Source organism: Pseudarthrobacter sp. rb (genome assembly GCF_056389225.1).
The window spans coordinates 352546-377498 of the sequence record NZ_JBWJAR010000003.1 but is presented as its reverse complement, the minus strand read 5'-3'; the positions used below and the strand labels follow the sequence as shown (position 1 = coordinate 377498).

At 67.0% G+C, this 24953-nt stretch carries 27 protein-coding genes and 1 riboswitch; of the genes, 8 read left to right on the top strand and 19 right to left on the bottom strand.

Annotated features, from left to right (window positions below):
- The 6 genes from ACWRN3_RS06760 to fabF form a co-directional block, all read left to right on the top strand.
- A partial coding sequence (locus ACWRN3_RS06760) for a hypothetical protein (RefSeq protein ID WP_476740185.1) occupies positions 1-254 on the top strand: 254 nt, incomplete at its 5' end.
- A gap of 188 nt (positions 255-442) precedes the next feature.
- A complete protein-coding gene (locus tag ACWRN3_RS06755; RefSeq protein WP_255172488.1) occupies positions 443-1687 on the top strand; it encodes a PucR family transcriptional regulator in 1245 nt (414 codons plus the stop codon).
- An 88-nt stretch (positions 1688-1775) separates the two neighbouring features.
- Positions 1776-2705, top strand: a complete 930-nt coding sequence (locus ACWRN3_RS06750; protein ID WP_324642200.1) for an ACP S-malonyltransferase — start codon at positions 1776-1778, stop codon at positions 2703-2705.
- Entirely contained in the window at positions 2702-3763 is a 1062-nt protein-coding gene (locus ACWRN3_RS06745) for a beta-ketoacyl-ACP synthase III (RefSeq protein ID WP_324642201.1), read from the top strand. Before ACWRN3_RS06750 ends, ACWRN3_RS06745 begins: the two co-directional genes overlap by 4 nt.
- Before the next feature lie 77 nt (positions 3764-3840).
- Positions 3841-4086, top strand: a complete 246-nt coding sequence (locus ACWRN3_RS06740) for an acyl carrier protein (protein ID WP_009359314.1) — start codon at positions 3841-3843, stop codon at positions 4084-4086.
- 174 nt (positions 4087-4260) lie between these two features.
- Complete coding sequence (gene fabF / locus ACWRN3_RS06735) at positions 4261-5496, top strand: beta-ketoacyl-ACP synthase II (protein WP_255172491.1); 1236 nt, start codon at positions 4261-4263, stop codon at positions 5494-5496.
- Between the two features lie 118 nt (positions 5497-5614).
- On the opposite strand, the gene ACWRN3_RS06730 is transcribed toward fabF, so the two are convergent.
- The 17 genes from ACWRN3_RS06730 to ACWRN3_RS06650 form a co-directional block, all read right to left on the bottom strand.
- Positions 5615-6118, bottom strand: coding sequence for a DUF3145 domain-containing protein (locus tag ACWRN3_RS06730; RefSeq protein ID WP_255172492.1), 504 nt, complete (start codon positions 6116-6118; stop codon positions 5615-5617).
- A gap of 240 nt (positions 6119-6358) precedes the next feature.
- A complete protein-coding gene (locus ACWRN3_RS06725; RefSeq protein ID WP_255172493.1) occupies positions 6359-7285 on the bottom strand; it encodes a tyrosine recombinase XerC in 927 nt (308 codons plus the stop codon).
- A gap of 46 nt (positions 7286-7331) precedes the next feature.
- Entirely contained in the window at positions 7332-8510 is a 1179-nt protein-coding gene (gene dprA, locus ACWRN3_RS06720) for a DNA-processing protein DprA (RefSeq protein WP_324645274.1), read from the bottom strand.
- 74 nt (positions 8511-8584) lie between these two features.
- Complete coding sequence (locus ACWRN3_RS06715) at positions 8585-10129, bottom strand: YifB family Mg chelatase-like AAA ATPase (RefSeq protein WP_476740184.1); 1545 nt, start codon at positions 10127-10129, stop codon at positions 8585-8587.
- On the bottom strand, positions 10129-10485 hold the full coding sequence (locus tag ACWRN3_RS06710) for a YraN family protein (protein WP_255172494.1): 357 nt from the start codon (positions 10483-10485) through the stop codon (positions 10129-10131). The genes ACWRN3_RS06715 and ACWRN3_RS06710 overlap by 1 nt, the downstream gene beginning before the upstream one ends.
- Before the next feature lie 109 nt (positions 10486-10594).
- Positions 10595-10921 carry a DUF2469 domain-containing protein gene (locus tag ACWRN3_RS06705; RefSeq protein ID WP_056335405.1) on the bottom strand — a complete coding sequence of 109 codons (327 nt, stop codon included), beginning with the start codon at positions 10919-10921 and terminating at the stop codon, positions 10595-10597.
- A gap of 49 nt (positions 10922-10970) precedes the next feature.
- Positions 10971-11756: a ribonuclease HII gene (locus ACWRN3_RS06700; protein WP_476740183.1), complete on the bottom strand. Its 786-nt coding sequence runs from the start codon at positions 11754-11756 to the stop codon at positions 10971-10973.
- Positions 11757-11758: 2 nt separating this feature from the next.
- Entirely contained in the window at positions 11759-12586 is an 828-nt protein-coding gene (gene lepB, locus ACWRN3_RS06695; RefSeq protein WP_255172496.1) for a signal peptidase I, read from the bottom strand.
- A complete protein-coding gene (gene lepB, locus ACWRN3_RS06690; RefSeq protein WP_476740182.1) occupies positions 12587-13264 on the bottom strand; it encodes a signal peptidase I in 678 nt (225 codons plus the stop codon).
- An 84-nt stretch (positions 13265-13348) separates the two neighbouring features.
- On the bottom strand, positions 13349-13708 hold the full coding sequence (gene rplS / locus ACWRN3_RS06685) for a 50S ribosomal protein L19 (RefSeq protein ID WP_255172498.1): 360 nt from the start codon (positions 13706-13708) through the stop codon (positions 13349-13351).
- A 233-nt stretch (positions 13709-13941) separates the two neighbouring features.
- Positions 13942-14754: a tRNA (guanosine(37)-N1)-methyltransferase TrmD gene (gene trmD / locus ACWRN3_RS06680; RefSeq protein ID WP_476740181.1), complete on the bottom strand. Its 813-nt coding sequence runs from the start codon at positions 14752-14754 to the stop codon at positions 13942-13944.
- Entirely contained in the window at positions 14755-15300 is a 546-nt protein-coding gene (rimM, locus tag ACWRN3_RS06675) for a ribosome maturation factor RimM (protein WP_255172499.1), read from the bottom strand.
- Between the two features lie 115 nt (positions 15301-15415).
- Positions 15416-15658 carry an RNA-binding protein gene (locus ACWRN3_RS06670; RefSeq protein WP_013601399.1) on the bottom strand — a complete coding sequence of 81 codons (243 nt, stop codon included), beginning with the start codon at positions 15656-15658 and terminating at the stop codon, positions 15416-15418.
- Between the two features lies 1 nt (position 15659).
- Positions 15660-16082, bottom strand: a complete 423-nt coding sequence (gene rpsP, locus ACWRN3_RS06665; RefSeq protein ID WP_255172500.1) for a 30S ribosomal protein S16 — start codon at positions 16080-16082, stop codon at positions 15660-15662.
- A gap of 246 nt (positions 16083-16328) precedes the next feature.
- Positions 16329-16781 carry a hypothetical protein gene (locus ACWRN3_RS06660; RefSeq protein WP_324642210.1) on the bottom strand — a complete coding sequence of 151 codons (453 nt, stop codon included), beginning with the start codon at positions 16779-16781 and terminating at the stop codon, positions 16329-16331.
- 141 nt (positions 16782-16922) lie between these two features.
- Positions 16923-17798 (bottom strand): VOC family protein, encoded by an 876-nt coding sequence (locus ACWRN3_RS06655; RefSeq protein WP_476740180.1) that lies wholly within the window; start codon positions 17796-17798, stop codon positions 16923-16925.
- Positions 17799-17896: 98 nt separating this feature from the next.
- The gene (locus ACWRN3_RS06650) at positions 17897-18979 is read right to left on the bottom strand and encodes an amidohydrolase family protein (RefSeq protein ID WP_476740179.1); all 1083 of its coding nucleotides are present in this window, start codon (positions 18977-18979) and stop codon (positions 17897-17899) included.
- Between the two features lie 77 nt (positions 18980-19056).
- A riboswitch (TPP riboswitch) is annotated at positions 19057-19164 on the top strand.
- On the opposite strand from ACWRN3_RS06650, the gene thiC reads away from it, so the two are divergent.
- On the top strand, positions 19160-20986 hold the full coding sequence (gene thiC / locus ACWRN3_RS06645) for a phosphomethylpyrimidine synthase ThiC (protein WP_476740178.1): 1827 nt from the start codon (positions 19160-19162) through the stop codon (positions 20984-20986). Its footprint overlaps the riboswitch before it by 5 nt.
- Here the strand turns inward: thiC and ACWRN3_RS06640 are convergent.
- Together ACWRN3_RS06640 and ffh are read right to left on the bottom strand one after the other, a co-directional pair.
- Positions 20983-21717 carry an alpha/beta hydrolase gene (locus ACWRN3_RS06640; RefSeq protein WP_324642213.1) on the bottom strand — a complete coding sequence of 245 codons (735 nt, stop codon included), beginning with the start codon at positions 21715-21717 and terminating at the stop codon, positions 20983-20985. The genes thiC and ACWRN3_RS06640 overlap by 4 nt on opposite strands.
- A 103-nt stretch (positions 21718-21820) precedes the next feature.
- Positions 21821-23404, bottom strand: coding sequence for a signal recognition particle protein (gene ffh, locus ACWRN3_RS06635; RefSeq protein WP_476740177.1), 1584 nt, complete (start codon positions 23402-23404; stop codon positions 21821-21823).
- A gap of 84 nt (positions 23405-23488) precedes the next feature.
- Between ffh and ACWRN3_RS06630 the strand changes: the two genes are divergently transcribed.
- Complete coding sequence (locus tag ACWRN3_RS06630) at positions 23489-24892, top strand: glucose-6-phosphate dehydrogenase (protein ID WP_324642214.1); 1404 nt, start codon at positions 23489-23491, stop codon at positions 24890-24892.
- Positions 24893-24953: the final 61 nt, after the last annotated feature.

Below are 24953 nucleotides of genomic sequence, written 5' to 3'. Positions count from 1 at the left end.
TCCCGGACCAGATCCGGCAATTCGTCCCCAACGAATACGCCACCCTCGGCGCCGACGGCTTCGGCTTCTCCGACACCCGCGCAGCAGCCCGCCGCTTCTTCAAGAACGACACCCACTCCATCGTGGTCCGTGCCCTTGAAATGCTGGCGCGCCGCGGCGAGGTGGATGTTGACGCTCCGGTGAAGGCGATTGAGAAGTACAAGCTGCTCAACGTCAACGCCGGCACCACCGGCAACGCCGGAGGCGAAGCCTAGCCTTCCGGCTGGACAGCGGAACCAGCAGCGATACACGACGGCGGCCCTCACCCCACAAGGTGAGGGCCGCCGTCGTTCTGTCCCGGGTGGCGCCCGCCGGCAGGTGACGGACGCTGTGACGCAGCGCAAGGCGGGTTGTAGCCTTCGCACAAATGGAGCTTGCCCGGCGGTGGCCGTATGCTCAAAGAATGCCAGCATCAGCCAGCCAGTCCCCGAAGCGGAAACCATCCCCGCCGAAGGTCACGCCGGAGAAGTCCGAGACCCTCAAGCAGCTCCGCGCCAACGTGGGCCAGCTCTCCACGACCACCATGCGCAAGCTTGAGCAGTCGCTGCCGTGGTACAGCCGGCTCAGCGCTGATGAGCGTTCCGCACTCGGCATGGTGGCGCAGAACGGAATCGCGGCGTTTGTCACCTGGTACGAGCGGCCAAGCTCTCCCTCATGGATCCTCACCGACGTTTTTGGGACGGCCCCTACGGAACTGACGCGTTCCATCAGCCTGCAAAAGGCGCTGCAGCTGATCAGGATCGTGGTGGAAGTGGTGGAGGACCAGGTTCCCGTCATTGCGCCCGAGGCCGACCAGCCATCCCTGCGGGAGGCTGTGCTGCGCTATTCGCGGGAAGTCGCATTCGCTGCCGCGGACGTCTACGCCCGCGCCGCCGAGTCCCGCGGCTCCTGGGACACCCGCCTGGAAGCTTTGATTGTGGATGCGATCCTGCGCGGCGAAAACACCGATGCCCTGCGCTCCCGTATCGCCGCGCTGGGCTGGAAGGCGCAGGAGCGCTTCACGGTCATGGTGGGCAATTCCCCGTCTGAACCCAGCGCCAGCTATGTCAGTGAACTGCGTCGGATGGCCGGGCGTTATGCCGAGGACGCGCTGGTGGGCATCCAGGGCGACCGGCTGATCCTCATCCTCGGCGGGGTGCAGGACCGCGAAACCGCCTATGTGAAGCTGAGCGACATGTTCGCCCCCGGGCCCGTGGTCTATGGACCCGAGGCCAGTTCGCTGCTGGAGGCCAGCGGATCCGCCCAATCCGCCTTCGCCGGATTGACGGCAGCCCGGGCGTGGCCGTCTGCGCCGCGTCCGGTGGCCGCGGACGACCTGCTCCCGGAGCGGGTGATCTCCGGAGATGACGCGGCCCGGCGCTCACTCGTTAAGAACATCTACCGGCCGCTCCTGGCCGCCTCCAACGGGCTGGTGGAGACACTGGGAACCTACTTGGAGCTGGGCCACTCGCTGGAGGCCACCGCCCGGGAACTCTTCGTCCATGCCAACACGGTGCGCTACCGGTTGAAGCGGGTCTGCGATGTCACGGGATGGGACCCGCTGCTCCCGCGGGAGGCATTCGTGCTGCAGGCCGCACTGGTGGTCGGCCGTCTTTCGGCGCCGCCGAAGGCCGCCACGGAGCGCCAGACGTCCCGTAACCAGGCCTGAGGCATTGTAGACTTCCTACAACCTGACCCCGTGAGCTTGGTGCGGAGAAACACCGCTGGATCACACAGTAATTTGGAAAGCTGGTTACGTGCTTGCAATAGTCTGCCCTGGACAGGGCTCACAGACCCCGGGTTTTCTTGCCCCCTGGCTGGAACTTCCCTCGGTGGCAGGCCAGCTGGCCTCCCTGAGCGACATCGCAGGCATCGACCTGATAGCCCACGGAACCACCTCCGATGAGGAAACCATCAAGGACACTGCCGTGGCGCAGCCCCTGATCGTTGCTGCCGGGCTGGTCGCCGCGGCCTCCCTCTTCGACGTGGAACTCAACTCCCTTCCGGTGATCCTCGCCGGGCATTCCGTAGGTGAGATCACCGCAGCAGCCCTGGCCGGGGTGCTGACCGAAAAGGAAGCCATGACGTTCGTCCGTGAGCGGGCCAACAGCATGGCCGCCGCGGCAGCCGTCACCCCCACCGGCATGAGCGCCGTCGTCGGCGGTGACCCCGCCGAGGTGCTGGCCGCCATTGAAGCCGCCGGCGCTGCCCCCGCAAACGTCAACGGTGCCGGCCAGACAGTGGCGGCAGGAACCTTTGAGCAGCTGAAGGCCCTTGCCGACAACCCGCCGGCCAAGGCCCGCGTCATCCCGCTCAAGGTGGCCGGTGCGTTCCACACCAGCCACATGTCGCCCGCCGTCGATGCGCTCAAGGCGCTGGAACCCACTTTGAACCCGGTTGCCCCCAAGGTGCCCCTCCTGTCGAATTACGACGGCGGGGAAGTCACCGACGGTGGTGCCGCCGTCGCAAGCCTGATCGCCCAGGTTTCCCGCCCCGTCCGCTGGGACCTGTGCATGGAAACCATGGTGAAGCGGGGCGTTACCGGCGTGATCGAACTCGCTCCTGCGGGCACGCTGGCGGGCCTGGCCAAGCGCGGCATGCCCGGCGTCAAGACCGTTGCCGTCAAAACCCCCGATGACCTGTCCGCCGCACTGGCGCTCTTCGCAGAACTGGAGGGCAACGCATGAGCGTTCCCACGCTGAAACAGGCTCCCATCCAGGAGCACACCCGCATCCTCGGCCTCGGCGCCTACCGGCCGGACGTCATCGTCACCAACGAAGACGTTTGCCAGTGGATCGACTCCTCCGACGAATGGATCCGCCAGCGCACCGGCATCGTGACCCGCCACCGCGCCGCAGCGGACGTCAGCGTGATCGATATGGCCGAAGGCGCTGCCCGTGAAGCCATGGCGAAGGCAGGCATTGAAGCCTCGGAACTCGGTGCAGTCATCGTGTCCACCGTGACCCACCCGTACGCCACTCCCTCCGCCGCGGCCAGCCTGGCCGACCGCATCGGAGCCACTCCGGCGCCTGCGTTCGATATCTCCGCTGCGTGCGCGGGTTACTGCTACGGCATTGCCCAGGCCGACGCGCTGGTCCGGTCCGGCACCGCGAAGTACGTCCTCGTGGTCGGCGCGGAGAAGCTGTCCGACGTCATCGACAACCGGGAACGCACCATCTCCTTCCTCCTCGGCGATGGCGCGGGCGCCGTCATCATAGGCCCCTCCGACACGCCGGGCATTGCCCCGTCCGTATGGGGCTCGGACGGCAGCAGGTGGGACGCCATCGGCATGACCCGCTCCATGCTTGACGTCCGCGACCTCGGCCTGGCTGCCCGCCAGTCGGACTCCACGGGCGATCTCGCACTGCTGGAAGAAGCCCAGGAGCTGTACCCCACCCTTCGCCAGGACGGCCAGACAGTGTTCCGCTGGGCCGTATGGGAAATGGCCAAGGTGGCCCAGCAGGCACTCGATGCCGCCGGGATCCAGGCGGAAGACCTGGTGGCCTTCATCCCCCACCAGGCCAACATGCGCATCATCGACGAGATGGTGAAGAAGCTGAAGCTGCCCGAGACGGTTACAGTGGCACGGGACATTGCCGAGGCCGGCAACACGTCCGCTGCCTCCATCCCGCTCGCAACCCACCGGCTCCTGCAGGAGAACCCCGGACTGAGCGGCGGGCTGGCCCTGCAGATCGGTTTCGGTGCCGGACTGGTCTTCGGCGCACAGGTAGTTGTCCTTCCCTAGATACGCCCAAGGGTCGCAACCGCGGCCCGGACCGTTTCCGGCAGCCCCTGCCGGCAATACAAGAAAAGGAGCCACCAATGGCTAGCAACGAAGAGATCCTGGCCGGCTTGGCTGAAATCGTCAACGAAGAAACCGGCCTGGCCCCGGAGGCCGTCGAGCTGGACAAGTCCTTCACCGAGGACCTGGACATCGACTCCATCTCCATGATGACCATCGTGGTCAACGCTGAAGAGAAGTTCGGCGTGCGCATCCCCGACGAAGAGGTCAAGAACCTCAAGACCGTTGGCGACGCCGTCAGCTTCATCGCCGGAGCACAGGCCTAATAACAGGCTTTCCGCCGTCTCACGGCTTGGCAGGGCTGCCGGTCCGGACTGACCGGACCGGCAGCCCGCCGCATTTATCCGGGCAGAACCCCGACCGGGACTGGCCGATCATCAACATGTGCGGGACCCTGCGACAGGCGCAGACGGACTCCCCACCGACGAAAGAGTGATCCCATGACACGCAAAGTAGTCATTACCGGTCTGGGTGCCACCACGCCCATCGGCGGCGATGTACCCACGATGTGGAACAACGCCCTTAAAGGGGTCTCCGGTGCCCGCACCCTCGAGGACGACTGGGTAGCCAAGTACGAGCTCCCCGTCCACTTCGCTGCCCGCTGCAGCACCCCGGCGCTGGACGTGCTCAGCCGCGTTGAAGCCAAGCGGATGGACCCTTCCACCCAGTTCGGCGTTATCGCTGCCCGGGAAGCCTGGGCCGATTCCGGCATCACGGAATTCGACCAGGACCGGCTGGCAGTGGCCTTTGCCACTGGTATTGGTGGCGTGTGGACCCTGCTGGACGCCTGGGACACCCTGAAGGAAAAGGGCCCCCGCCGGGTCCTGCCCATGACGGTCCCCATGCTGATGCCCAACGGCGTTGCCGCAGCCGTCAGCCTGGACCTCGGCGCCCGCGCCGGTGCCCACACCCCCGTCTCCGCCTGCGCCTCCGGTACGGAAGCCATGCACCTGGGCCTGGAACTCATCCGCTCCGGCAAGGCGGACGTGGTGATGTGCGGTGGGGCCGAGGCCGCCATCCACCCCATGCCGCTGGCGGCATTCGCCTCCATGCAGGCACTGTCCCGCCGGAACGACGATCCCCAGCGCGCCTCCCGCCCGTACGACACCGCACGTGACGGCTTCGTCATGGGCGAAGGTGCCGGCGCCCTTGTCCTCGAAGCCGAGGAACACGCCCTGGCGCGCGGCGCCCGCATCTACGGCGAACTTGCCGGCACGTCCGTCACCGCCGACGCTTACCACATCACGGCCCCGGACCCGGAGGGTCTCGGCGCCACCCGCGCGCTGAAGGCTGCCATGTTTGATGGCCGGATCCAGCCTGAAGACGTGGTTCACGTCAACGCCCACGCAACCTCCACTCCTGTTGGCGACAAGCCGGAGTACACGGCCCTGCGTGCTGCCTTGGGCAACCACGTGGACAACGTGGCCGTATCGGCCACCAAGTCGCAGATGGGCCACCTCCTGGGCGCGTCCGGCGCGGTGGAGGCTGTCCTCACCGTGCTGGCCGTCCATGAGCGCAAGGCACCGGTCACCATCAACCTTGAGAACCAGGATCCGGAGATCCCGCTCGACGTTGTCACCTCCGCCCGCGACCTGCCTGCCGGCAACATCGTGGCGCTGAGCAACTCGTTTGGGTTCGGCGGCCACAACGCCGTCGTAGCGATCCGCAGCGTCTAGGCCTTGCCGGGGAAGCGCCCCCGGAAGCGCAAGGGAGGCCCCGCCAACTGGCGGGGCCTCCCTTTTTGCTATGGAAGTGTTGCAGTACCCAGGTCACCGAGGGGACGGACGACGGCGGTCAGCCCACCTGGTGGAGCCAGCGCACCGGGGCGCCTTCGGCAGCGTGGCGGAACGGTTCGAGTTCCTCGTCCCAGGCTTCCCCGAGGGCGAGCGAGAGTTCGTGGTACACGGCGGCCGGGTCACCGGCGCCGGACTCGTAGGCGTAACGGATCCGGTCCTCGGACACCATGATGTTGCCGTGGACGTCCGTCACGGCATGGAAAATTCCCAGTTCGGGGGTGTGCGACCAGCGGCCGCCGTCCACGCCCTGGCTGGGCTCCTCCGTCACCTCGTAACGAAGATGCGCCCAGCCACGGAGGCAGGACGCCAGTTTGGCTCCCGTGCCGGGGGTACCGGCCCAGGACAACTCGGCCCGGAACATGCCGGGCGCGGCAGGCTGCGGGGTCCACTCAAGGTCCGTCCGCTTGTCCACCACAGCGCCGACCGCCCACTCAACGTGGGGGCACAGCGCCGTAGGGGCCGAGTGAACGAACAGCACACCGCGGGTCATTGCAACAGACATTCCATCCTCCATAGCTCTAGGTACGTCTTCCCCAACGACCTCTGCCTGGATGGAACTGCCGTGCCCTGCTGTGCGGCGGTGGTTCCCTGCGCGTATTCAGATGTATCACGTAAAGCCGAGTCCGGACTTGCCGCACCGCACAAAGCTCAGGGAGCTTCAAGCGACACTTGAAAGTTGCCGGACGTGACTCTTATTGTGCCGTACCCCGCAGAATTACGCCAGTGCGATTAGCCACACCGGTCAGGCCCTGGGATGGGCTTGTTGATAGCTCTTCCGAAGGCGGTCAACCGAGACGTGGGTGTAGATCTGGGTGGTCGCCAGGCTGCTGTGGCCCAGGATCTCCTGCACCGCACGCAGGTCAGCGCCCCCGTCAAGCAGATGCGTGGCGGCCGAGTGCCGCAGCGCGTGGGGCCCGGACGCCGAGGTATCGCCCAGTGCCGCGAACAGCGTGTTGACCAGGGCACGGACCTGCCGTTGATCGATGCGCCCGCCGCGGGCTCCAAGAAAAAGGGCAGGCCCGCTGTTGTCCTTCGCCAGTGCCGGACGCCCCCGCCGAAGCCAGTCGTCGACGGCCACGGCCGCGGGAACGCCGAAGGGAACTGTGCGTTCCTTGTTGCCCTTGCCGATCACGCGCAGCGTGCGGCGGTCAGGGTCGAGATCGTCGACGTCGAGCCCGGCCAGTTCGCCCACCCGGATGCCCGTGGCGTACAGGAGTTCCACCAAGGCGCGGTTTCGGACGGCGAGTGGCTCACCGTCCGTGGCGGAGGCCTCCAAACCCTCCAGCAGGCGCGTGAGCTGCGGCGCCTGAAGCACCCCCGGCAGGGATCCTTCGCGTTTGGGTGCCTTCAGGCGAAGGGCGGGATCTGTGTCGATGAGCTCCTCCCGGAGCGCCCAGGCTGTAAAGACCCGCGCGGTGGCGGACCGGCGGGCTATGGTTGCCCGCGAGGCGCCGGCGGAGCTTTGGCTTCCGAGCCACCGGCGGAAGGTTCCCAGTTCAAGGTCCTTCAGTTCTGCCACGCCTTCCGATGCCGCATGGACCAGGAGGCTGTGCAGGTCGCCCAGGTAGGCGCGCCTGGTGTGGTCTGACACCGCACGCTCCCCCGACAGGTAACCGGCGAACGCATCCAGTGCCTTGCCGAGTGCCCCGGGCAGTTCTTCATGTTCCACTCCTCTACTTTCCCAGTTGCGTGCCCAACACCATGCGCGGACACGGCTAGCCTTTGCCGCGTTTCCAGCCTCCCCGCTCCGACACGGCCAGCCCGAGCAGCCCCAGCCTGCCAAGTCCGGCCCGCACCGAGTCCTGTCCCAGGCCGGCCACGGCGGAGAGCTTTTCCACGGATGTGGTGGAGCGAAGCGGCAGTGCGTCCAGCAGGATCAGGTCCTCCAGGGTCAGTCCGTCCTGGACTGCCGCTTCCGTGGTCCGTTGCCCGGGCAGTGCAGTTCCGCTGGGCGAGGCAAGTTCGGCCACCTCCGCCGCATCGGTGACGCAGACCGCCCCTCCGTCCCGCAGAAGACGGTGGCAGCCGGCGGAGTTGGCGCTGTGGACCGATCCGGGAACGGCGCCAACGGCACGGCCCAGGGTCTCAGCGTGGTGGGCCGTGTTGAGGGCGCCCGAGCGCCAGCGCGCTTCCACCACGACTGTCACCGCCGACAGGGCAGCTATCAGCCGGTTCCGCTGCAGGAAGCGGTAGCGGGTCGGGGCGGAACCCGGCGGTACCTCTGCCAGGACTGCGCCCTGGTTGGCGACGGCACGCAGCAGGTCCTCATTGCCGGACGGATAGAACCTGTCCACTCCCCCGGCCATGACGGCGATGGTAGGCACGGCTGCGGATCCGCCGGCAAGGGCAGCCCGGTGCGCATGGGCGTCAATTCCGTAGGCGCCGCCCGAAACAATCGTGTAGCCGCGTTGCGCCAAGGAGTACGCGAGGTCTCCGGTGACCGCCGCCCCATAGCTGGTGCTGTCCCGGGACCCCACGAGGGCGATGGACTTCACCAGTGCAGGCAGCGGCTGCTCCTGTCCGCGCCACCAGAGGCAGATGGGTTCCTGGATTCCCAAGTCCGCAAGCTGGGCAGGCCACAGCTCGTCGCCGGGGATGATGACGCGTCCGCCCAGCCTGGCCATGGTGGCCAGGTCGCGTTCGGGGGCGAGGTCGGGGAGCCGTGGCTGCCAACGCTTCAACGCTGCTGCCAGTCCCGCCCAGCTGCCGCCCGCTCCGCTGTCTGCCAGGAGTGCGGTGATGTCGCCCTCCAGGCCAGGGCCGGCCGCCATCTGGCCGGTCGCGATCCGCAGTGCGTCCGTCGCCCCTGCGAGCTGCACCAGGGCAAGGCCCGCCGCATCCTGCGGTTCCATCAGCCGTGAGAGGGCGGCCCGGGCCAGCCGTTCCGTTTCCATGCCCCGCGTCTTTTCCACTGCCCGTTCCTTTTCCACCCGCAGTTCCATTAGTCCGTTCCGTTCCTGGCCGGCTGTCATGCTGCGGCCGCCGCAGCCTGCCGGAGGCCCAGTGCCTGCCCGATGTCGTTGGTGTCAGGCGCGTGGCGGCGCCCCAGGTCCGCCAGGGTCCAGGCGAGCCGAAGGACACGGTCGTACCCGCGGGCAGTCAGGACTCCGCGCTCCAGCGACTGGTCCAGGATCCGGGTTGCTGCGGGAGCGAGCCGCAGGTCCCCGCGCAGGATCCGTCCGGGCACCTGCGAGTTCGTCTCGAGGCCAAAGCGCTGAAGGCGTTCGGCCTGCCGGCCCCGGGCCTCCCGTACCCGGCCCGCCACGGACGCGGTGTCCTCTTCGGCCCCTGCCTGGCCGAAGTCAGCCAGGGAAACCCGCTCCACCTGGAGCTGGATGTCCACCCGGTCCAGCAGGGGCCCGGACATCCTGGCAAGGTAGCGACGGCGCATCACGGGAGTGCAGGTGCAGTCCAGTCCTTTGCCGGAGGCCTTGCCGCATGGGCAGGGATTGGCCGCGAGCACCAGCTGAAACCGCGCCGGGTACGCCGCAGTCCCGGCGGATCGGTGAATCACCAGTTCTCCGCTCTCCAGGGGCTGCCGCAGCGCGTCCAGGACGCGCCGTTCGTATTCCGGCGCCTCGTCCAGGAAGAGCACGCCCCGGTGTGCCCGTGATGCCGCTCCGGGCCTGGGCAGGCCCGATCCGCCGCCGATGATGGCTGCGGCGGTGGCGGAGTGGTGCGGGTTCTCGAAGGGCGGCCGGCGCAGGAGCTGTACGGTGGACGACGGGAGGCCGCACAGCGAATGGATAGCCGTGACCTCCATGGACTCATGGTCGCCAAGGTCGGGCAAAAGACCGGGCAGCCGCTCCGCAAGCATCGTCTTGCCGGCGCCCGGCGGCCCGGTGAGCAGCAGATGGTGGGCCCCCGCGGCGGCCACCTCCAGGGCCTTGCGGGCGTCGCCCTGGCCGGAGACATCTGCCATGTCGGGACACGCGGCGGGTAGAGAGGGCCCGTCGCCGGCCTCATCCGCGTCATCGGGTTCGAAATCCAGGGCGAGTTCCTGCGGATCTGCCCCGAAGTCGAGGGCAAGCCGGGCAAGCGTGCGGTATCCGCGCACCACGGCGCCCGGGACGAGGGAGGCCTCGGCGAGATTGGCCTGGGCCACCACGACCTCGGGATAGCCGGCCTGCACCGACGCCATGACGGCCGGCAGGATTCCGCGCACGGGCCGGAGCCTGCCGTCAAGCCCCAGCTCTGCGATGAAGACCGTGCGCCCCGTGGGCTTGATGTCGTTCGCCGCCCGGAGTACGGCCATGGTCACGGCGAGGTCGAAGCCGGAACCGCGCTTGGGAAGCGACGCGGGAATGAGGTTGGCGGTGATCTTCCGGCGGCTGAGCGGGATCCCGGAGTTCTTTGCGGCTGAGCGGATCCGCTCCTTGGCCTCGTTGAGGGAGGCATCCGGCAATCCCAGGAGGACGAAAGCCGGCAGCGTCTGGCCGATGTCCGCCTCGACCTCAACCATGTAGCCATTGAGCCCCACGAGGGCGACGGAATAAGTCCGGCCCAGCGCCATCACCCCACACCCTTGAGGTGTTCCACCAGGGGTTCCCCGCCGCCGTCGTCCAAGACTGCGATAACGTCCACACGCCGCAGCGGCATCCGCAGCTCGCGGTCGCGGCACCACGCAGCGCCAAGCCGGTGCAGCCGCGCCAGTTTTTCTGGACCCACTGCCTCGAACGGATGGCCGTAATCCAGGGAGCGGCGGGTTTTGACTTCAGCGATGACCAGCGCATCTCCGTCCAGGGCAACGATGTCGATCTCGCCCTCGGCGCACCTCCAGTTGCGCTCCACCACCAGCATGCCCAGCGATTCAAGATAGCCCACGGCGAGGTCTTCGCCGTGCCTGCCCAACAGGTCTTTCGATTTCATTTCTACCTCCGCAACCAGCCTGGCGGCGGATACACGCGGAGAACAGAAGGCCCCTGTCCTATGTGGACAGGGGCCGGTGTGGAGGGAAAGTCGTGAATTCCCGGGGTTTCTAGTTCCCCAGGTCTACGTCCTTGGGCAACGCCAGCTCCTCGTTGCGGGGCAGCTCCTCGACGTTGACGTCCTTGAAGGTCAGGACCCTGACGCTCTTGACGAACCGGGCGGAACGGTAGACGTCCCAGACCCAGGCATCCTGAAGCGTCAGGTCGAAGTAGACCTCGCCGTCAGCGCTGCGGGCCTGGAGGTCCACGTGGTTGGCCAGGTAGAAGCGCCGCTCGGTCTCGACAACGTAGCTGAACAGGCCGACGACGTCGCGGTATTCACGATAGAGCTGAAGCTCCATGTCGGTTTCATAGTTCTCAAGATCCTCAGCACTCATGCTTCCATCTTGCACCATGTCCGGCACGGCTGGCGCCGGGCGGCAGGAGTCAGTCTTCGTACGGCCCATCCCCGTCGGGGACCTCCGCCCCCTGCAGTTCCCCACCGAGCAGCCGCCAGCTGACCCGGTGGTAGGGGGTGGGTCCCGCTGCGCGAAGCACGTTCCGATGGGCTGCCGTGGCATAACCCTTGTTGATGTCCCAGCCGTAGTCGGGATACTCGGTGTGCAGTTCGCGCATCATCCGGTCCCGCTCCACCTTGGCGATGACGCTTGCGGCGGCCACGCTCAGGCACTGCATGTCGGCCTTTACCTTGGTGTGGACCGGGGCCTCGCACGCGGTCTCCAGCACGGGCTGGTCGAACAGGGACAGCTGCTCCGCCGGGGAAAGCCAGTTGTGGCTTCCATCCAGCAGGACCGCTTCCGGGACAATGCCTACGCCGAGGATGCTCCCCCAGGCCCGGGTTCCGGCCAGCCGCAGGGCCGCGATGATGCCGAGCGCATCGATCTCGCCGGCGGTGGCGTGCCCCACCGCGGATGCGACGCTCCAGCGCCGCACCAGCGGATCCAGCCGTTCCCGTTCAGCCGGGCTCAGGAGTTTGCTGTCCCTCACTCCTGCAAGCGGTTTTTGGCGCTCCAGGTCCACGACGGCGATTCCCACGCTGACAGGACCCGCGAGGGCACCGCGGCCAACCTCGTCAACGCCGGCCAGGAACCGTATCCCCTGGGCCTTGAAGGTTCGCTCGTGCCGCAACGTTGGCGCCTTGGCTCCGCGGGGCGTGGGCTTGGTGGCGGGACGGGCCGCGGGGGCCGGGGAGGCCTGTACTGCGGAAGACATGGTCAGCGGGCCGCCGGTACGTTCTTGAAGACGTCCGGGTAGTTGTCCAGCGTCTTGATCCTGTTCAGTGGCCAGGCGATGATTGCAGCCTTGCCCTCGAGGTCCTTGAGGTCGACGAACCCACCGTCGGTCTCCATGTGCGCGCGGGAATCCGCGGAGTGGTTCCGGTTATCACCCATCACCCACACCTTGCCCTCCGGGACGGTGACGTCAAAGTTGCGGACCTGCGGCACTTCGGCGGGATTGATGTAGGTCTCGTCGACGGCGGTCCCGTTAATGGTCAGTTTACCGCCCGCGTCACAGCAGACCACGTGGTCGCCCGGCAGTCCGATGACCCGCTTGACCAGGTGCTGCTCTGAATTGTCCGGCAGGAGGCCTACGAACGTCAGGCCGTCCTGGACCCAGGTGAAGGGGCCCTGTGCCTTGGCCGGGGCGGGACCGAGCCAGCCCTTGGTGTCACGGAACACCACAACGTCCCCGCGGCTCAGGGCAAAGGGCTCGGGGACCAGGAGGTTGACGAAGATCCGGTCATCCACGTCCAGGGTGTTCACCATGGACTCGGAGGGGATGAAGAAGGCCCGGAACAGGAAGGTCTTGATGAGGAAGGACAACACCACCGCGATGACCACCACGGTGGCAATTTCCTTCAGCCATCCCAGCAAGGGATTGCCGGCGGACTTCCCGGCAGCTTTGGACCCCTGCCGGTTCCGCCTGTGGACGGGTTCTGACGCCTCCGGACCCTCAGCGGGCGTGGAGGAAACTGGAACGGCCGGTACCTCTGAAGCGCCGTCATGGCGGGGCTCAGGTTTCCGCGCGTGGTTCTCGGGCATTTACCGTCCGTTCTGTGTTGTCGGCCCCGGTACGGGCGGCCGTGCTACTGGGGCAAATCTATCAAGCGGCCAGAGGATCTGGACCGGCCTGCCGATGACCCGGTCCAGGGGGACGAGTCCGCCGCCGGGGGCGCCGAGCAGGCTCCGTGAATCGGCGGACACCGAACGATGGTCCCCCATCAGCCACAGCCTGCCCTCGGGAACCACCGTGTTGAACTTCTGCATACTCGGCGCATCCCCCGGGAAGATGTAGGGCTCATCCAGCGCAGCCCCGTTGACAGTGACCTTCCCGCCGGCATCGCAGCAGACCACGGTGTCACCGGGGAGGCCGATCACCCGCTTGACGTAGGTGGTGTCGCTGCCGGTCAGCCCGAGCCATTGCATCGCCGAGGCTGCGGCGTCCACCAGTGGGCCCTTGCCACTGTTCAGGGGTGCAAAGCTGCCACGACCGTCGAAGACCACAACGTCCCCATGCCGGATGGGCTCGGACTGGAAGCCGGTGCGTGAGACCAGGATCCGGTCCCCGCCTTCCAGGAGCGGCTCCATGGACTCGGACGGTATGAAGTACACATCGAGCCACAGGGACCTCACCAACCCGCTGATGGCAACGGCAAGGAGCAGCGCCAGAAAAACAAAACGCCAGCCCGTTTTGCGGGGCTGGCGTTTTGTCTGGTGCATGGTCCGTATCCTGGCGCTGGTGCATTGCTCCGGCGCTTGCCGGGTACGGCCGCGCTCCTGCCTGGCGGTAAGTCCGGTAAGGACTTACTTGGCGGAGCTGAAGTCGCGCTTTTCCTTGATCTTGGCGGCCTTGCCACGCAGTGCACGCATGTAGTACAGCTTGGCGCGGCGGACGTCACCCTTGGTGACAACCTCGATCTTTTCGATGATCGGGGAGTGCACCGGGAAGGTACGCTCCACGCCGACACCGAAGGAAACCTTGCGGACGGTGAAGGTTTCGCGCACGCCGTCGCCCTGGCGGCCCAGGACGAAGCCCTGGAAGACCTGGACACGGGTGTTCTTGCCTTCGATGATGTTCACGTGCACCTTGAGGGTGTCACCCGCGCGGAAGTCGGGAACATCGTTGCGCAGCGAGGCTGCATCGACGGAATCGAGAATATGCATGATTGCACTCCTGGTGAACGCCACAGGTCATTCACTTTGGGTCACGGCAGGCAAGTCGGGCTGCTGGAATGCAGGCCGGGTCTCTCCGCCGAAGTAAAGTCCCGGCCGCTTCAAGGGTTGATGGGGCCGGTTGTCCGGCTGTTGGCCGCGCAACCCCCTGTGGCAGGTGCGGACCCAGCAGACACAAGGTTTAATTTTGCCACAACGGCAGGGTTACGCCAATTCCGGCGGCGCTAGTCCTGCTGTTCAGCTGCCGTCCCGGGGCGGCAGGCAAGCCTGCCGTCCACGACGTCGTAGCCCAGGTTGTGCAGTTCGGTGCGGTCGGCACGCGGGAGGCTGCCGGCGTCGAACCCTTCCAGCAGGTCCGGACGGCGCTCCGCAGTCCGGCGGTACTGTTCGTGGCGGCGCCACTGGGCGATCCGGCCGTGGTTGCCGCTGAGGAGGACCGGGGGCACTTCGCGGTCCCGCCAGACGGAGGGCTTGGTGTAGACCGGGTACTCCAGCAGCCCGTCAGAGTGGGATTCCTCCACCAGCGACTCGGGATTTCCCACCACGCCGGGCAGCAGCCGGCCAATGGCCTCCACCATGGCCAGGACGGCCACTTCCCCGCCATTGAGGACGTAGTCGCCCAGGCTCACCGGACGGACAGTGAAGTGCTCCTGCGCCCATTCGATGACCCGCTCGTCGATGCCCTCGTACCGTCCGCACGCAAACGCGAGGTGCTGCTCCTCGGCCAGTTCGTAGGCGAGGGCCTGGGTGAACCGCTCGCCGGCCGGCGAAGGGACGATCAGCACGGGCTTGCGGTCCGGGTCCGGACGTCCCCCGGCAACTGCCGAGAGGGCCTGCGCCCAGGGCTCGGGCTTCATGACCATGCCGGCGCCGCCGCCGTACGGGGTGTCATCGACGGAACGGTGCTTGTCCGTGGTGAAGTTGCGCAGGTCGTGGACATGCAGGTCCAGGATGCCGTCCTGGCGGGCCTTGCCGATCAGTGAAAGTTCGAGCGGCGCGAGGTATTCGGGGAAGATACTGACGACGTCGATCCGCATCTAGGCGTTGCCTTCGGCTTCCCGGGCGGCGGCTTCGTCCGAGTTGATGTCGAAGAGGCCGTCCGGCGGGGTGAGGAGGATGAATCCTTCCTCGATGTTCACCTCGGGGACGATCTGCTCCACGAACGGGATGAGGATCTCGTCGCCGCCCGGGGTGGTGACCACCAGCAGGTCCTGGACCGGCATCGTGTTCAGGGCTGTCACCTTGCCCACCACCTGCGACCCGACCCGGGCTTCCAGGCCGACCAGTTCATGCTCGTACCAGCCCTCGTCGTCGTCCTCGTCCAGCTCTTCGGTTTCAATGAAGAGCTTGGCTCCGCGGAGGGTCTCGGCCTGGTTCCGGTCCGCCACTTCCTCGAAACCGAGCAGCAGGATGTCCTTGTTCCACCGGGCACTGCTGACGGTCAGGGGCCCTGCCGTGGCAGGCTCAACCACGAACTCCGTGCCGGGGACAAACCGGTCCTCCGGGGCGTCGGTCAGCACCTGGACGGTGACTTCCCCGCGAATGCCGTGCGGCTTGCCAATCCGTGCCACCTGAAGCTGCATCTGTTCCTCTGTTCCGCGTTGGGGTGTTTCTACTGAAAGCACTTTGTTGTGAAAGAACTCCGGCCCCTCCACCTGTGGTGGAGGGGCCGGAGCAAAAACTGGTATTGCCGAGCGCTCAGCGGCGACGGTCGGTGTCGACGACGTCGACCCGTACCGGTTCGCCGCCGGCCAGTGCAGCCACCACGGTGCGCAGAGCGCGCGCGGTGCGGCCCTGGCGGCCGATCACCCGTCCGAGGTCGTCCTGGTGAACGCGCACCTCGAGGGTGTCCCCGCGGCGGTTGCTCTTGGAACTGACCTTGACGTCGTCCGGGGAATCAACGATTCCGCGGACCAGGTGCTCCAGCGCTTCTGCCAGCAATCTACTCAGCCTCGGTGGTCTCAGCTTCGGCGTCGGCCGGGGCCTCGGCAGCGTCAGACTTGGAAGCCTTCTTGGTGATGGCTTCCGGGATGATGACCGAGCCCTTTTCCGGGGCAACGAAGGCTTCCTTCGAGACCTTGGTCTTGAGGGTGCCTTCCTGGCCCGGCAGGCCCTTGAACTTCTGCCAGTCACCGGTGATCTTCAGGATCGCGGCAACCTGCTCGGACGGCTGTGCGCCGACGGAGAGCCAGTACTGTGCACGCTCGGAGTTGACCTCGATGTACGAGGGCTCTTCGGTGGGGTGGTACTTGCCGATCTCCTCGATGGCGCGGCCGTCACGCTTGGTGCGTGAGTCCGCGACGACGATGCGGTAGTACGGGGCGCGCATCTTGCCGAAGCGCTTAAGGCGAATCTTTACGGCCACTTTTGTGGTCACTCCTGTTTCAGAAAAGGGGTGAACCCGGCTTTCTGCACCCGTGGGGCGGGCCATACTTGCGGGCTCGAAGGACAGGATCCGGACGCGGAGAGAGGGGCCACGCAGATCGAGTACCTGTTTATTGTGCCAGATGAGCGCTGTTAATTCGACTTGGCGCTGCCGTCCGTGGCGCAGCAGGCAGCCCGAAGACTGCCGGCGGGCCGCCGGAAGGTTCCACGAACGGGCCGGGACGGGTCAGGCGGACCAGACGTACAGTCCGGTCCGTTCGGAATCGTCGATTCCGGCAGCAAGTTCCGCCAGCTGCTGCACGTACGTCCGCGCCTGGGCGGCACCAAACGGCATGTCCTCCTGGGCGGCCCATTGCTCCGCCACGTCATCAAGGACGTTGCCTTCACCCTCGGTTTCATAGGTGAGCAAGTCGGCCAGGGCCCGGACCATGGCCGGCGGAACGGCAAGGAGGGAGTCGCTGGCGACATCGACCATGGTCAGCTCATAATCGGCCCCGCCGGCATGGACGGCCGTCCCGGCGAGATCACCGAGTTGCTCCACCTCGAAGTCGCTGATGCCCTGGATCCGCACCGCCTGGCCGGCAGCAGCACCGTCCCCGGAGCTGCGTCCTTCATCAAGGAGGCCGGCGCGTTTCAGCGCGGCGTCATGGGTGGCGACAAAGATCTCGGTGAAGCCCATGGCTGGTGCCCTTCTTCCGTTGGCGGAGCTGCGCGCCGGGCGCTGCCTGCCGCCCGGCCGTACGGAATCAGCCTAGTAGCTGCGGGGCGGCCGGCGCACACCCGCGGGCCTCCCGCTCAGTGCCGCCCGGAGCGGGATCAATCAGCGGACGGCGACGCGGATCCGGTTCCGCCACGGGTCCTCGAACCGGAGCTCCGCACCGGTGTGGTGGGCGGGCACCCCGGCAACCTTCAGGCGGTCGGTCAGCGCCCCGACGTCGTCGCCGGAAGGTACCTCGATGAGCACCTCGCCCAGCCCAAGGGTGTCCTTGCGCGGGCCGGCGCCGCGGCTGTTCCAGACGTTCATGGCCATGTGGTGGTGGTAGCGGCCTGCGGAGACGAAAAGCGCCTGCCCGTGCCAACCTGCGGTCTTTTCGAAACCGAGCGTCCCCACATAGAAGTCGCGGGCGGTCTGCACATCGCCAACCTGGAGGTGGACGTGGCCTACGCCGGCCGCCGTCTGCCGCTGGCCCTCCAGGGACTCCTCGGTGAGGTACTGCTCAAGGTAGCGCTGCGGCGGGAGCGCCAGGCTGTCCATGACCACGTCGGTCCCATTCCAGGACCAGCTGCTGCGGGGGCGGTCCCAGTACAGCTCGATGCCGTTGCCCTCGGGGTCGGTGAAGTAGAACGCTTCACTGACCAGGTGGTCGGCACTGCCCGTGAAGGCCCGCGGCTCGTACTGGGCAGCCGTAGCGACGGTGGCGGCGAGGGAAGCCTGGTCCTCGAAAAGCAGCGCAGTGTGGAACAGGCCTGCTTCTCCCCTGCCGGGAAGGTGCAGTCCGGGAGCCGGCGCGAGGTGGACCAACGGCCTGCCCAGGCGGCCAAGGTAGAGCCCGCCGTCCTGCTCGGCCACCACCTCAAGGCCCAGCGCACGCTGGTAGTAGTCGGTCATGACCTTCATGTCGCCCACCTTGAGCATCACGGTGCCCATGGCGAGGTCGGCAGGAAGAAGATCCTGGCTGCTGGCTGATGCGGTCATTGAAGGCTCCTAGCATTGGCGGCCGTCCCATTGGCGGCCTGTCACCTATTAAAATTACTTGAAGCTTCAATTTATTCCAAGTCCCTGCGAGCCGTTTGTCAGCGAATGATCCGCCCGCCCAGCACCACGTGCTCCAGCGCATGAATGGTCTCCGGTACCGCCCGCGGGTCTTCCCGGCATACGACGACGTCGGCGCGGACCCCTTCCTCCACTCCGTCCGCTCCCAGCCACGTTCGTGCTGCCCAGCAGGCGGAGTCGAGGGCCGCGTCCATGGGCAGGCCGGCGCCGTGCAGGGCCAGGATTTCGTCCGTGATCCTGCCGTGCCGGATCACGCTGCCGGCGTCGGTACCGGCAAAGATGCGCACGCCCGCGGCATGGGCTTCCGCCACCCGCTCGAGCCTGCGTTCCCACAGGGCGCGCATGTGCGCGGCATAGCGTGGGAACTTGGGATCCGCCTGCGCAGCAATGTCGGGGAAGGTGGCGATATTGATGAGCGTGGGCACGATCGGTACGCCCTGCTCCACGAACCGGGGCAGGTGGCGGGGCAGGAGCCCGGTGGCGTGCTCGACGCAGTCAATGCCGGCGTCCAGCACCTGGTCCAGGGTGTCTTCGGCGAAGCAGTGCGCCGTCACCCGGGCGCCTTCGTCGTGCGCCGCCTGGGCGGCATCGCGTACGACGGGGGCGGGAAACGACGGCGCCAGGTCGCCGGCGCTGCGGTCAATCCAGTCGCCCACCAGCTTGACCCAGCCGTCGCCGTCGCGCGCCTGCTTGCGGACGGCCTCCACGAGGCCGTCCGGTTCAACTTCCTCAGCGAAGCCCCGCAGGTAGCGGCGCGTCCGGGCGATATGGCGCCCGGCACGGATCAACACCGGGAAGTCCCTGCCACCCTGCATCCAGCGGGTATCCGCCGGCGAGCCGGCGTCCCGGACCAGGAGGGTTCCGGCGTTGAGGTCCGCCTGCGCCTGGTCCCTGGCGGCTGCGGGCTCCACAGGGCCTGCGGGGCCCAGGCCGATGTGGCAGTGGGCGTCCACGAAGCCCGGCAGGACCCAGCCGTCGAGTATCCGGCGGGGAGGAGTGTCCGGCTTGTTGAACGTGAGCCTTCCGTCCACCGACCAAAGTCCATGCCGCACCCGGTCCGGTGCGGTCAGGACGGGTCCACGGAAGTGGATGATGTCTGCCATGGGGCTCCTTTCGATGCCCGGTCAGGCTAGCACCGCAATTATGACAAGCCCGGTTCAGGGGCCTGTGGTAGCTTCGTTCCTGACCACACGGGTGCCCTTGCAGGGGCTGAGATCGGGCTGACGCAGCCTGCGACCGTTGAACCTGTCCGGGTAATGCCGGCGAAGGAAGTGAGTATTCCCTTGAGTACGCAAAACACCCAGTTGAACCCTGCCCTGATGCCGTCCGCCGGGGAGCCCGGCGGCACATCAGCTCCGCAGGTAACCCAGTCCCTGAAGTCCCATTCCCTGGCCTATCTTGCGGATGAGGCGTCCGGGGTCCGGGTACCTGTGACGGAAATTGCCCTTGAGTCGTCACCCAACGGCCAGCCGAACGCACCCTTCCGGACTTACCGGACTGCGGGGCCCGGCAGCGATCCCGTACGCGGCCTGCAGCCCTTCCGCTCAGGGTGGATCGCGGCGCGCGGGGACACCGAGCCCTACGGCGGCCGGGAGCGCAACCTGCTCGACGACGGCCGCTCGGCCGTACGCCGCGGCGCCGCCTCCGCGGAGTGGAAGGGCGCACAGCCGGTGCCCCGCCGCGCCGTCGACGGCCGGACGGTGACGCAGATGCACTATGCCCGGCAGGGAATCGTCACGCAGGAAATGCGGTTCGTGGCGCTGCGCGAAAACTGCGACGTTGAACTGGTCCGCAGCGAGGTTGCCGCCGGCAGGGCCATCATCCCGAACAACATCAACCATCCGGAATCCGAGCCGATGATCATTGGCAAGGCTTTCCTGGTGAAGATCAACGCGAACATTGGCAACTCTGCGGTGACGAGCTCCATCGCGGAGGAGGTGGACAAGCTGCAGTGGGCCACCCAGTGGGGTGCCGACACCGTCATGGACCTCTCCACCGGCGACGACATCCACACCACGCGGGAGTGGATCATCCGCAACTCCCCCGTGCCGATCGGGACGGTGCCGATCTACCAGGCGCTGGAAAAGGTCAACGGCGAGGCCAACGCCCTCACCTGGGAGATCTTCCGGGACACGGTGATCGAACAGTGCGAACAGGGTGTGGACTACATGACCATCCACGCCGGCGTGCTGCTCCGCTATGTTCCGCTGACCGCCAACCGCGTCACCGGCATTGTCTCGCGCGGTGGCTCCATCATGGCGGGCTGGTGCCTGGCCCACCACCAGGAGAACTTCCTGTACACGCACTTCGATGAGCTGTGCGAAATCTTCGCCAAATACGACGTCGCCTTCTCGCTGGGTGACGGCCTCCGCCCCGGTTCCACGGCGGACGCCAACGACGCCGCGCAGTTCGCGGAGCTGGACACGCTCGCCGAGCTGACGCAGCGGGCCTGGGAGTATGACGTCCAGGTGATGGTGGAGGGGCCGGGCCACGTTCCCTTCCACCTGGTCCGTGAGAACGTGGAACGGCAGCAGGAGCTGTGCAAGGGTGCGCCCTTCTATACCCTGGGCCCGCTGGTCACCGACATCGCTCCCGGCTACGACCACATCACGTCGGCAATCGGCGCCACCGAGATTGCCCGGTACGGGACAGCCATGCTCTGCTACGTCACACCAAAGGAACATCTGGGGCTGCCCAACAAGGACGACGTCAAGACGGGTGTCATCACCTACAAGATCGCGGCGCACGCGGCGGACCTGGCCAAGGGCCACCCGGGGGCGCACGAACGGGACGATGCCCTGTCCAAGGCACGGTTCGAATTCCGCTGGCGCGACCAGTTCGCCCTGTCCCTGGATCCTGTGACCGCGGAGGCGTTCCACGACGAGACGCTTCCCGCTGAACCAGCCAAGACGGCGCACTTCTGTTCCATGTGCGGGCCCAAGTTCTGCTCCATGCGGATCAGCCAGGATATCCGTGACGAATACGGGTCGGCAGACTCGCAGGCGGCACTGGCGGACCTGGCCTCCGGCATGCGGGAGAAGAGCCAGGAGTTCCTGGCCAAGGGCGGCAAGGTGTACCTGCCGGAGCCGACGGTCGCTGCCGGCAGCTAGGACGCCCGGGCGGGCTGGCTCCGGCTTACCCCGCTGATGAACTGGCGGATGACCCGGTCCCCGTCCAGGGAGTCCTGGGGCCGGTGCCCTCCCGCGGCAACGCGGTGCAGGGCACCGGTCTCCCTGAGGTACCCGGCAATTTCCTCGTAAAGCGGCTCCCAGCCACCAGTCAGGACCAGCGTGGGGACACCGGGAACAATATGCAGCGGCGCCTCCCAGGATGGCGCCTGGAGCCTGAGCCTGCGGGCGGAGCGTTTTTCCTCGATGGTGGCCGGCTGCTGGAGGTCGGTGGCGTAGACGCGGCGGACGAATTCGCGCTGGAAGTCGTCGTCACTGAGCTGGTGGCGGACGTCGAAAAGCGGCTGCATCAGGCTGATGTGCGCGGCCGTGGCCGGCAGCTCCGCCGTCAGCGACAGGCAGGCCGGCTCCACCAGGGTCAGTGAAAAGACCAGGTCCGGACGTTCCACCGCGGCCATCATGGCGGGGATCGCCCCCTGGGAGTGTGCCACCACATGTCCGCCGGCGGCCCCGCGGCCATCGTCGGCAAGCGACCCCAGGATGATCGCGGTGTCTTCCGTGAAGGAGGATTCCAGCGGCTCCGCGGCGGAATCGTAGCCGTGCCTGCGGAGGAACAGGGCATCATACGCCAGTGCCATGCCGTGCTGGCGGGGCCATGCGGCGGCGCCAAAGGTACCGGCGCCGTGCACGAACACTACCCTCTGCTTGAACATGTCCCAACCCTATTCCACGGTGCCGACATCCCAACGAAAAAGCGCCAGGTGTCGTCTTGAGCGGTCAAAACGTCACCTGGCGCTTCCCGATGTTGAGGAACTGCTACTTGCCCATGAACTTGTCGAAGCCCTTGGGAAGGTTCAGCTGGGACGGGTCGAAGTCGCCGCCCTGCTGTCCGAAGGCCGCTCCTGTGGGCAGCGCCTTGGCAGCGTTGGCACGGCGGGCTTCGGCTTCCTTACGCTCCTGCGCAGCCTTCGCCGGGTTTCCGGACTTTGGCTTTTTCTTCGGCGCGTTCTTGGCGTTCTTGCGCGCACCGCCGCCGGCTCCGGGCAGGCCGGGCATCCCGGGCATTCCCGGCATGCCGCCCTGGGCCATCTTCTTCATCATCTTCTGGGCCTGGGCGAAGCGCTCCAGCAGGCCGTTGACCTCGGAGACGTGGACACCGGAACCACGGGCGATGCGGGCGCGGCGTGAGCCGTTGATGATTTTGGGGGCCAGCCGCTCGTGGGGGGTCATGGACCGGACAATCGCCTCGACGCGGTCGATCTCCCGCTCGTCGAACTGTTCCAGCTGCTGCCGGATGTTCTGCGCGCCCGGCATCATCATGAGCATCTTCTTCATGGAGCCCATGTTGCGGATCTGCTGCATCTGGGCCAGGAAGTCTTCGAGGGTGAAGTCTTCCTGGTCGGCGAACTTCTTCGCCATGCGGGCAGCTTCGTCTTTGTCCCAGGCCTTTTCGGCCTGCTCGATGAGCGTGAGGATGTCACCCATGTCCAGGATGCGGGAGGCCATCCGGTCCGGGTGGAACAGCTCGAAGTCGTCCAGTCCTTCGCCGGTGGAAGCGAACATGACGGGCTTGCCGGTGACCGACGCGACGGAGAGCGCGGCACCACCCCGGGCGTCGCCGTCGAGCTTGGACAGCACGATGCCAGTGAAGTTGACGCCTTCATCGAAGGCAAGCGCCGTGTTGACGGCGTCCTGGCCGATCATGGAGTCGATCACGAACAGGACTTCGTTGGGCACGACGGCGCGGCGGATCTGGCGGGCCTGCTCCATCATGCCGGCGTCCACGCCGAGGCGTCCGGCGGTGTCGACGATGACGACGTCGTGCAGCTTCTGGCGGGCTTCCTCGACGCCGGCACGGGCGACGGCGACCGGGTCACCGGCGGGCTGGTCCAGCTCGGTGGAGGTGGCTCCGGGGTGCGGGGCGAAGACCGGCACATTGGCGCGCTGGCCCACCACCTGGAGCTGGGTGACAGCATTGGGGCGCTGGAGGTCGCAGGCCACCAGTATGGGGCTGTGGCCCTGGGCCTTCAGCCACTTCGACAGCTTGCCGGCGAGGGTGGTCTTGCCCGCGCCCTGGAGGCCGGCGAGCATGATGACCGTGGGGCCGTTCTTTGCCAGCCGGATCCTGCGGGTCTCTCCGCCGAGGATCTCCTGGAGTTCCTCGTTGACGATCTTGACGATCTGCTGGCTCGGGTTCAGCGCAGCCGATACCTCGGCGCCCAGCGCCCGTTCGCGGACCCGCCCGGTGAACTCCCGGACCACCGGAACGGCGACGTCGGCGTCCAAAAGGGCACGGCGGATCTCGCGGACAGTGGCATCAACATCGGCCTCCGTCAGGCGGCCCTTGCCGCGGAGATTCTTGAAGGTTGCTGTCAACCGGTCAGAGAGTGAATTGAACACGCGCCGTGAACTTCTTTCAGGAGATGATCGGGACTCGACTATCTAGGGTATCAAGTCAGGCACGGTAGATGGCATGCTGGCAAAATGACGAGCCAAACAACTGTCAAGACCCTGCTCATCCTCGGCGCCTCGGGCGACCTCACCGGCCGGCTCCTCCTGCCGGGCCTCGCCCGCCTTGTTGCGGCAGGCCGGGCGGAGGGCCTCAGCCTGGTGGGCGCGGGTTCGGATCCGTGGACACCGGAACAGTGGCGGGAGCGGGTGGAGTCGTCCTTTGCCGCGGCGGCCGGCACAGCAGACCAGCCGGGGAAAGACGCCCTGGAGGCCATGCAGAAGGAGACGGCCTACCACCAGGTGGACGTCACGGCCAAGGGTGCCCTTGCTGCCCTGCTCGCCGGGCTGCAGGGCCCGGTGGCCGTCTACTTCGCCCTTCCGCCCCGGATCAGCCAACTGGCCTGCGAGACGCTCCAGCCTGCGGAGGTGCCGGAAGGCACCCGCCTGGTGATGGAGAAGCCGTTCGGCTCCAGTGAGGAGTCGGCCCGTTCCCTGAACCGGACCCTGAGCCGCCTCGTCCCGGAGGACCACATCCACCGGGTGGACCACTTTTTGGGCAAGGCCACGGTCCTGAACATCCTGGGACTGCGGTTCGCCAACAACTTCCTTGAACCCGTCTGGAACCGGCAGCACGTGGAAAAGGTGGAGATCTTCTTCGACGAGGACCTGGCGCTGGAAGGCCGTGCCCGCTACTACGACGGCGCCGGCGCGCTCCGTGACATGATCCAGAGCCACCTCCTGCAGGTCATGGCCATCATGGCGATTGAACCGCCTGCCACCATCGGCGAGCGCGACCTCCGGGACGCGGTCTCCGCCGTCCTCCGCGCCAGCAGCGTCAGGGCCCCCTTCACCGACTCAACGCGGCGGGCGCGCTACACGGCGGGTTCGGTGGCAGGCAAGGAGGTGCCGGACTATGCGAAGGAGGACGGGGTGGACCCTGCGCGGGGCACGGAAACCCTCGCCGAGATCCAGGTGGACATCGACAACTGGCGCTGGCGGGGCGTCCCCTTCATCCTCCGCTCGGGCAAGGCCCTGGGCGACAAGCGGAAGGAAGCGGTGGTCACCTTCCTTCCGGTGCCCCACCTCCCGCAGGGCTTTACCGGGGTGGACTCCCCCAACCAGCTGCGGATCGGCTTTGGTCCGGACACGCTGGAGTTCGACGTCGACGTCAACGGTCCCGGAAACATCTTCAGCCTGGGCCGGGTCACCCTGGAAGCGGAACTGAGCGCCTCCGAGCTCCTGCCCTACGGTGAAGTGCTGGAAGGTGTCCTGACCGGCGACCCGCTGCTGTCCGTCCGAAGCGACACTGCCGAGGACTGCTGGCGGATTGTCGAGCCCGTGCTCAAGGCCTGGGAACAGGGCAAAGTTCCCTTGGAGGAGTACGACGCCGGATCGGCCGGCCCGGCGTCGTGGCCCACCAACCGGCACAAGGACTGAGCTTTCACGGCAGACAGGACGGGGGGGGCCCCGTGGGGGGGGCGCCCCCCCGCCCGACGGA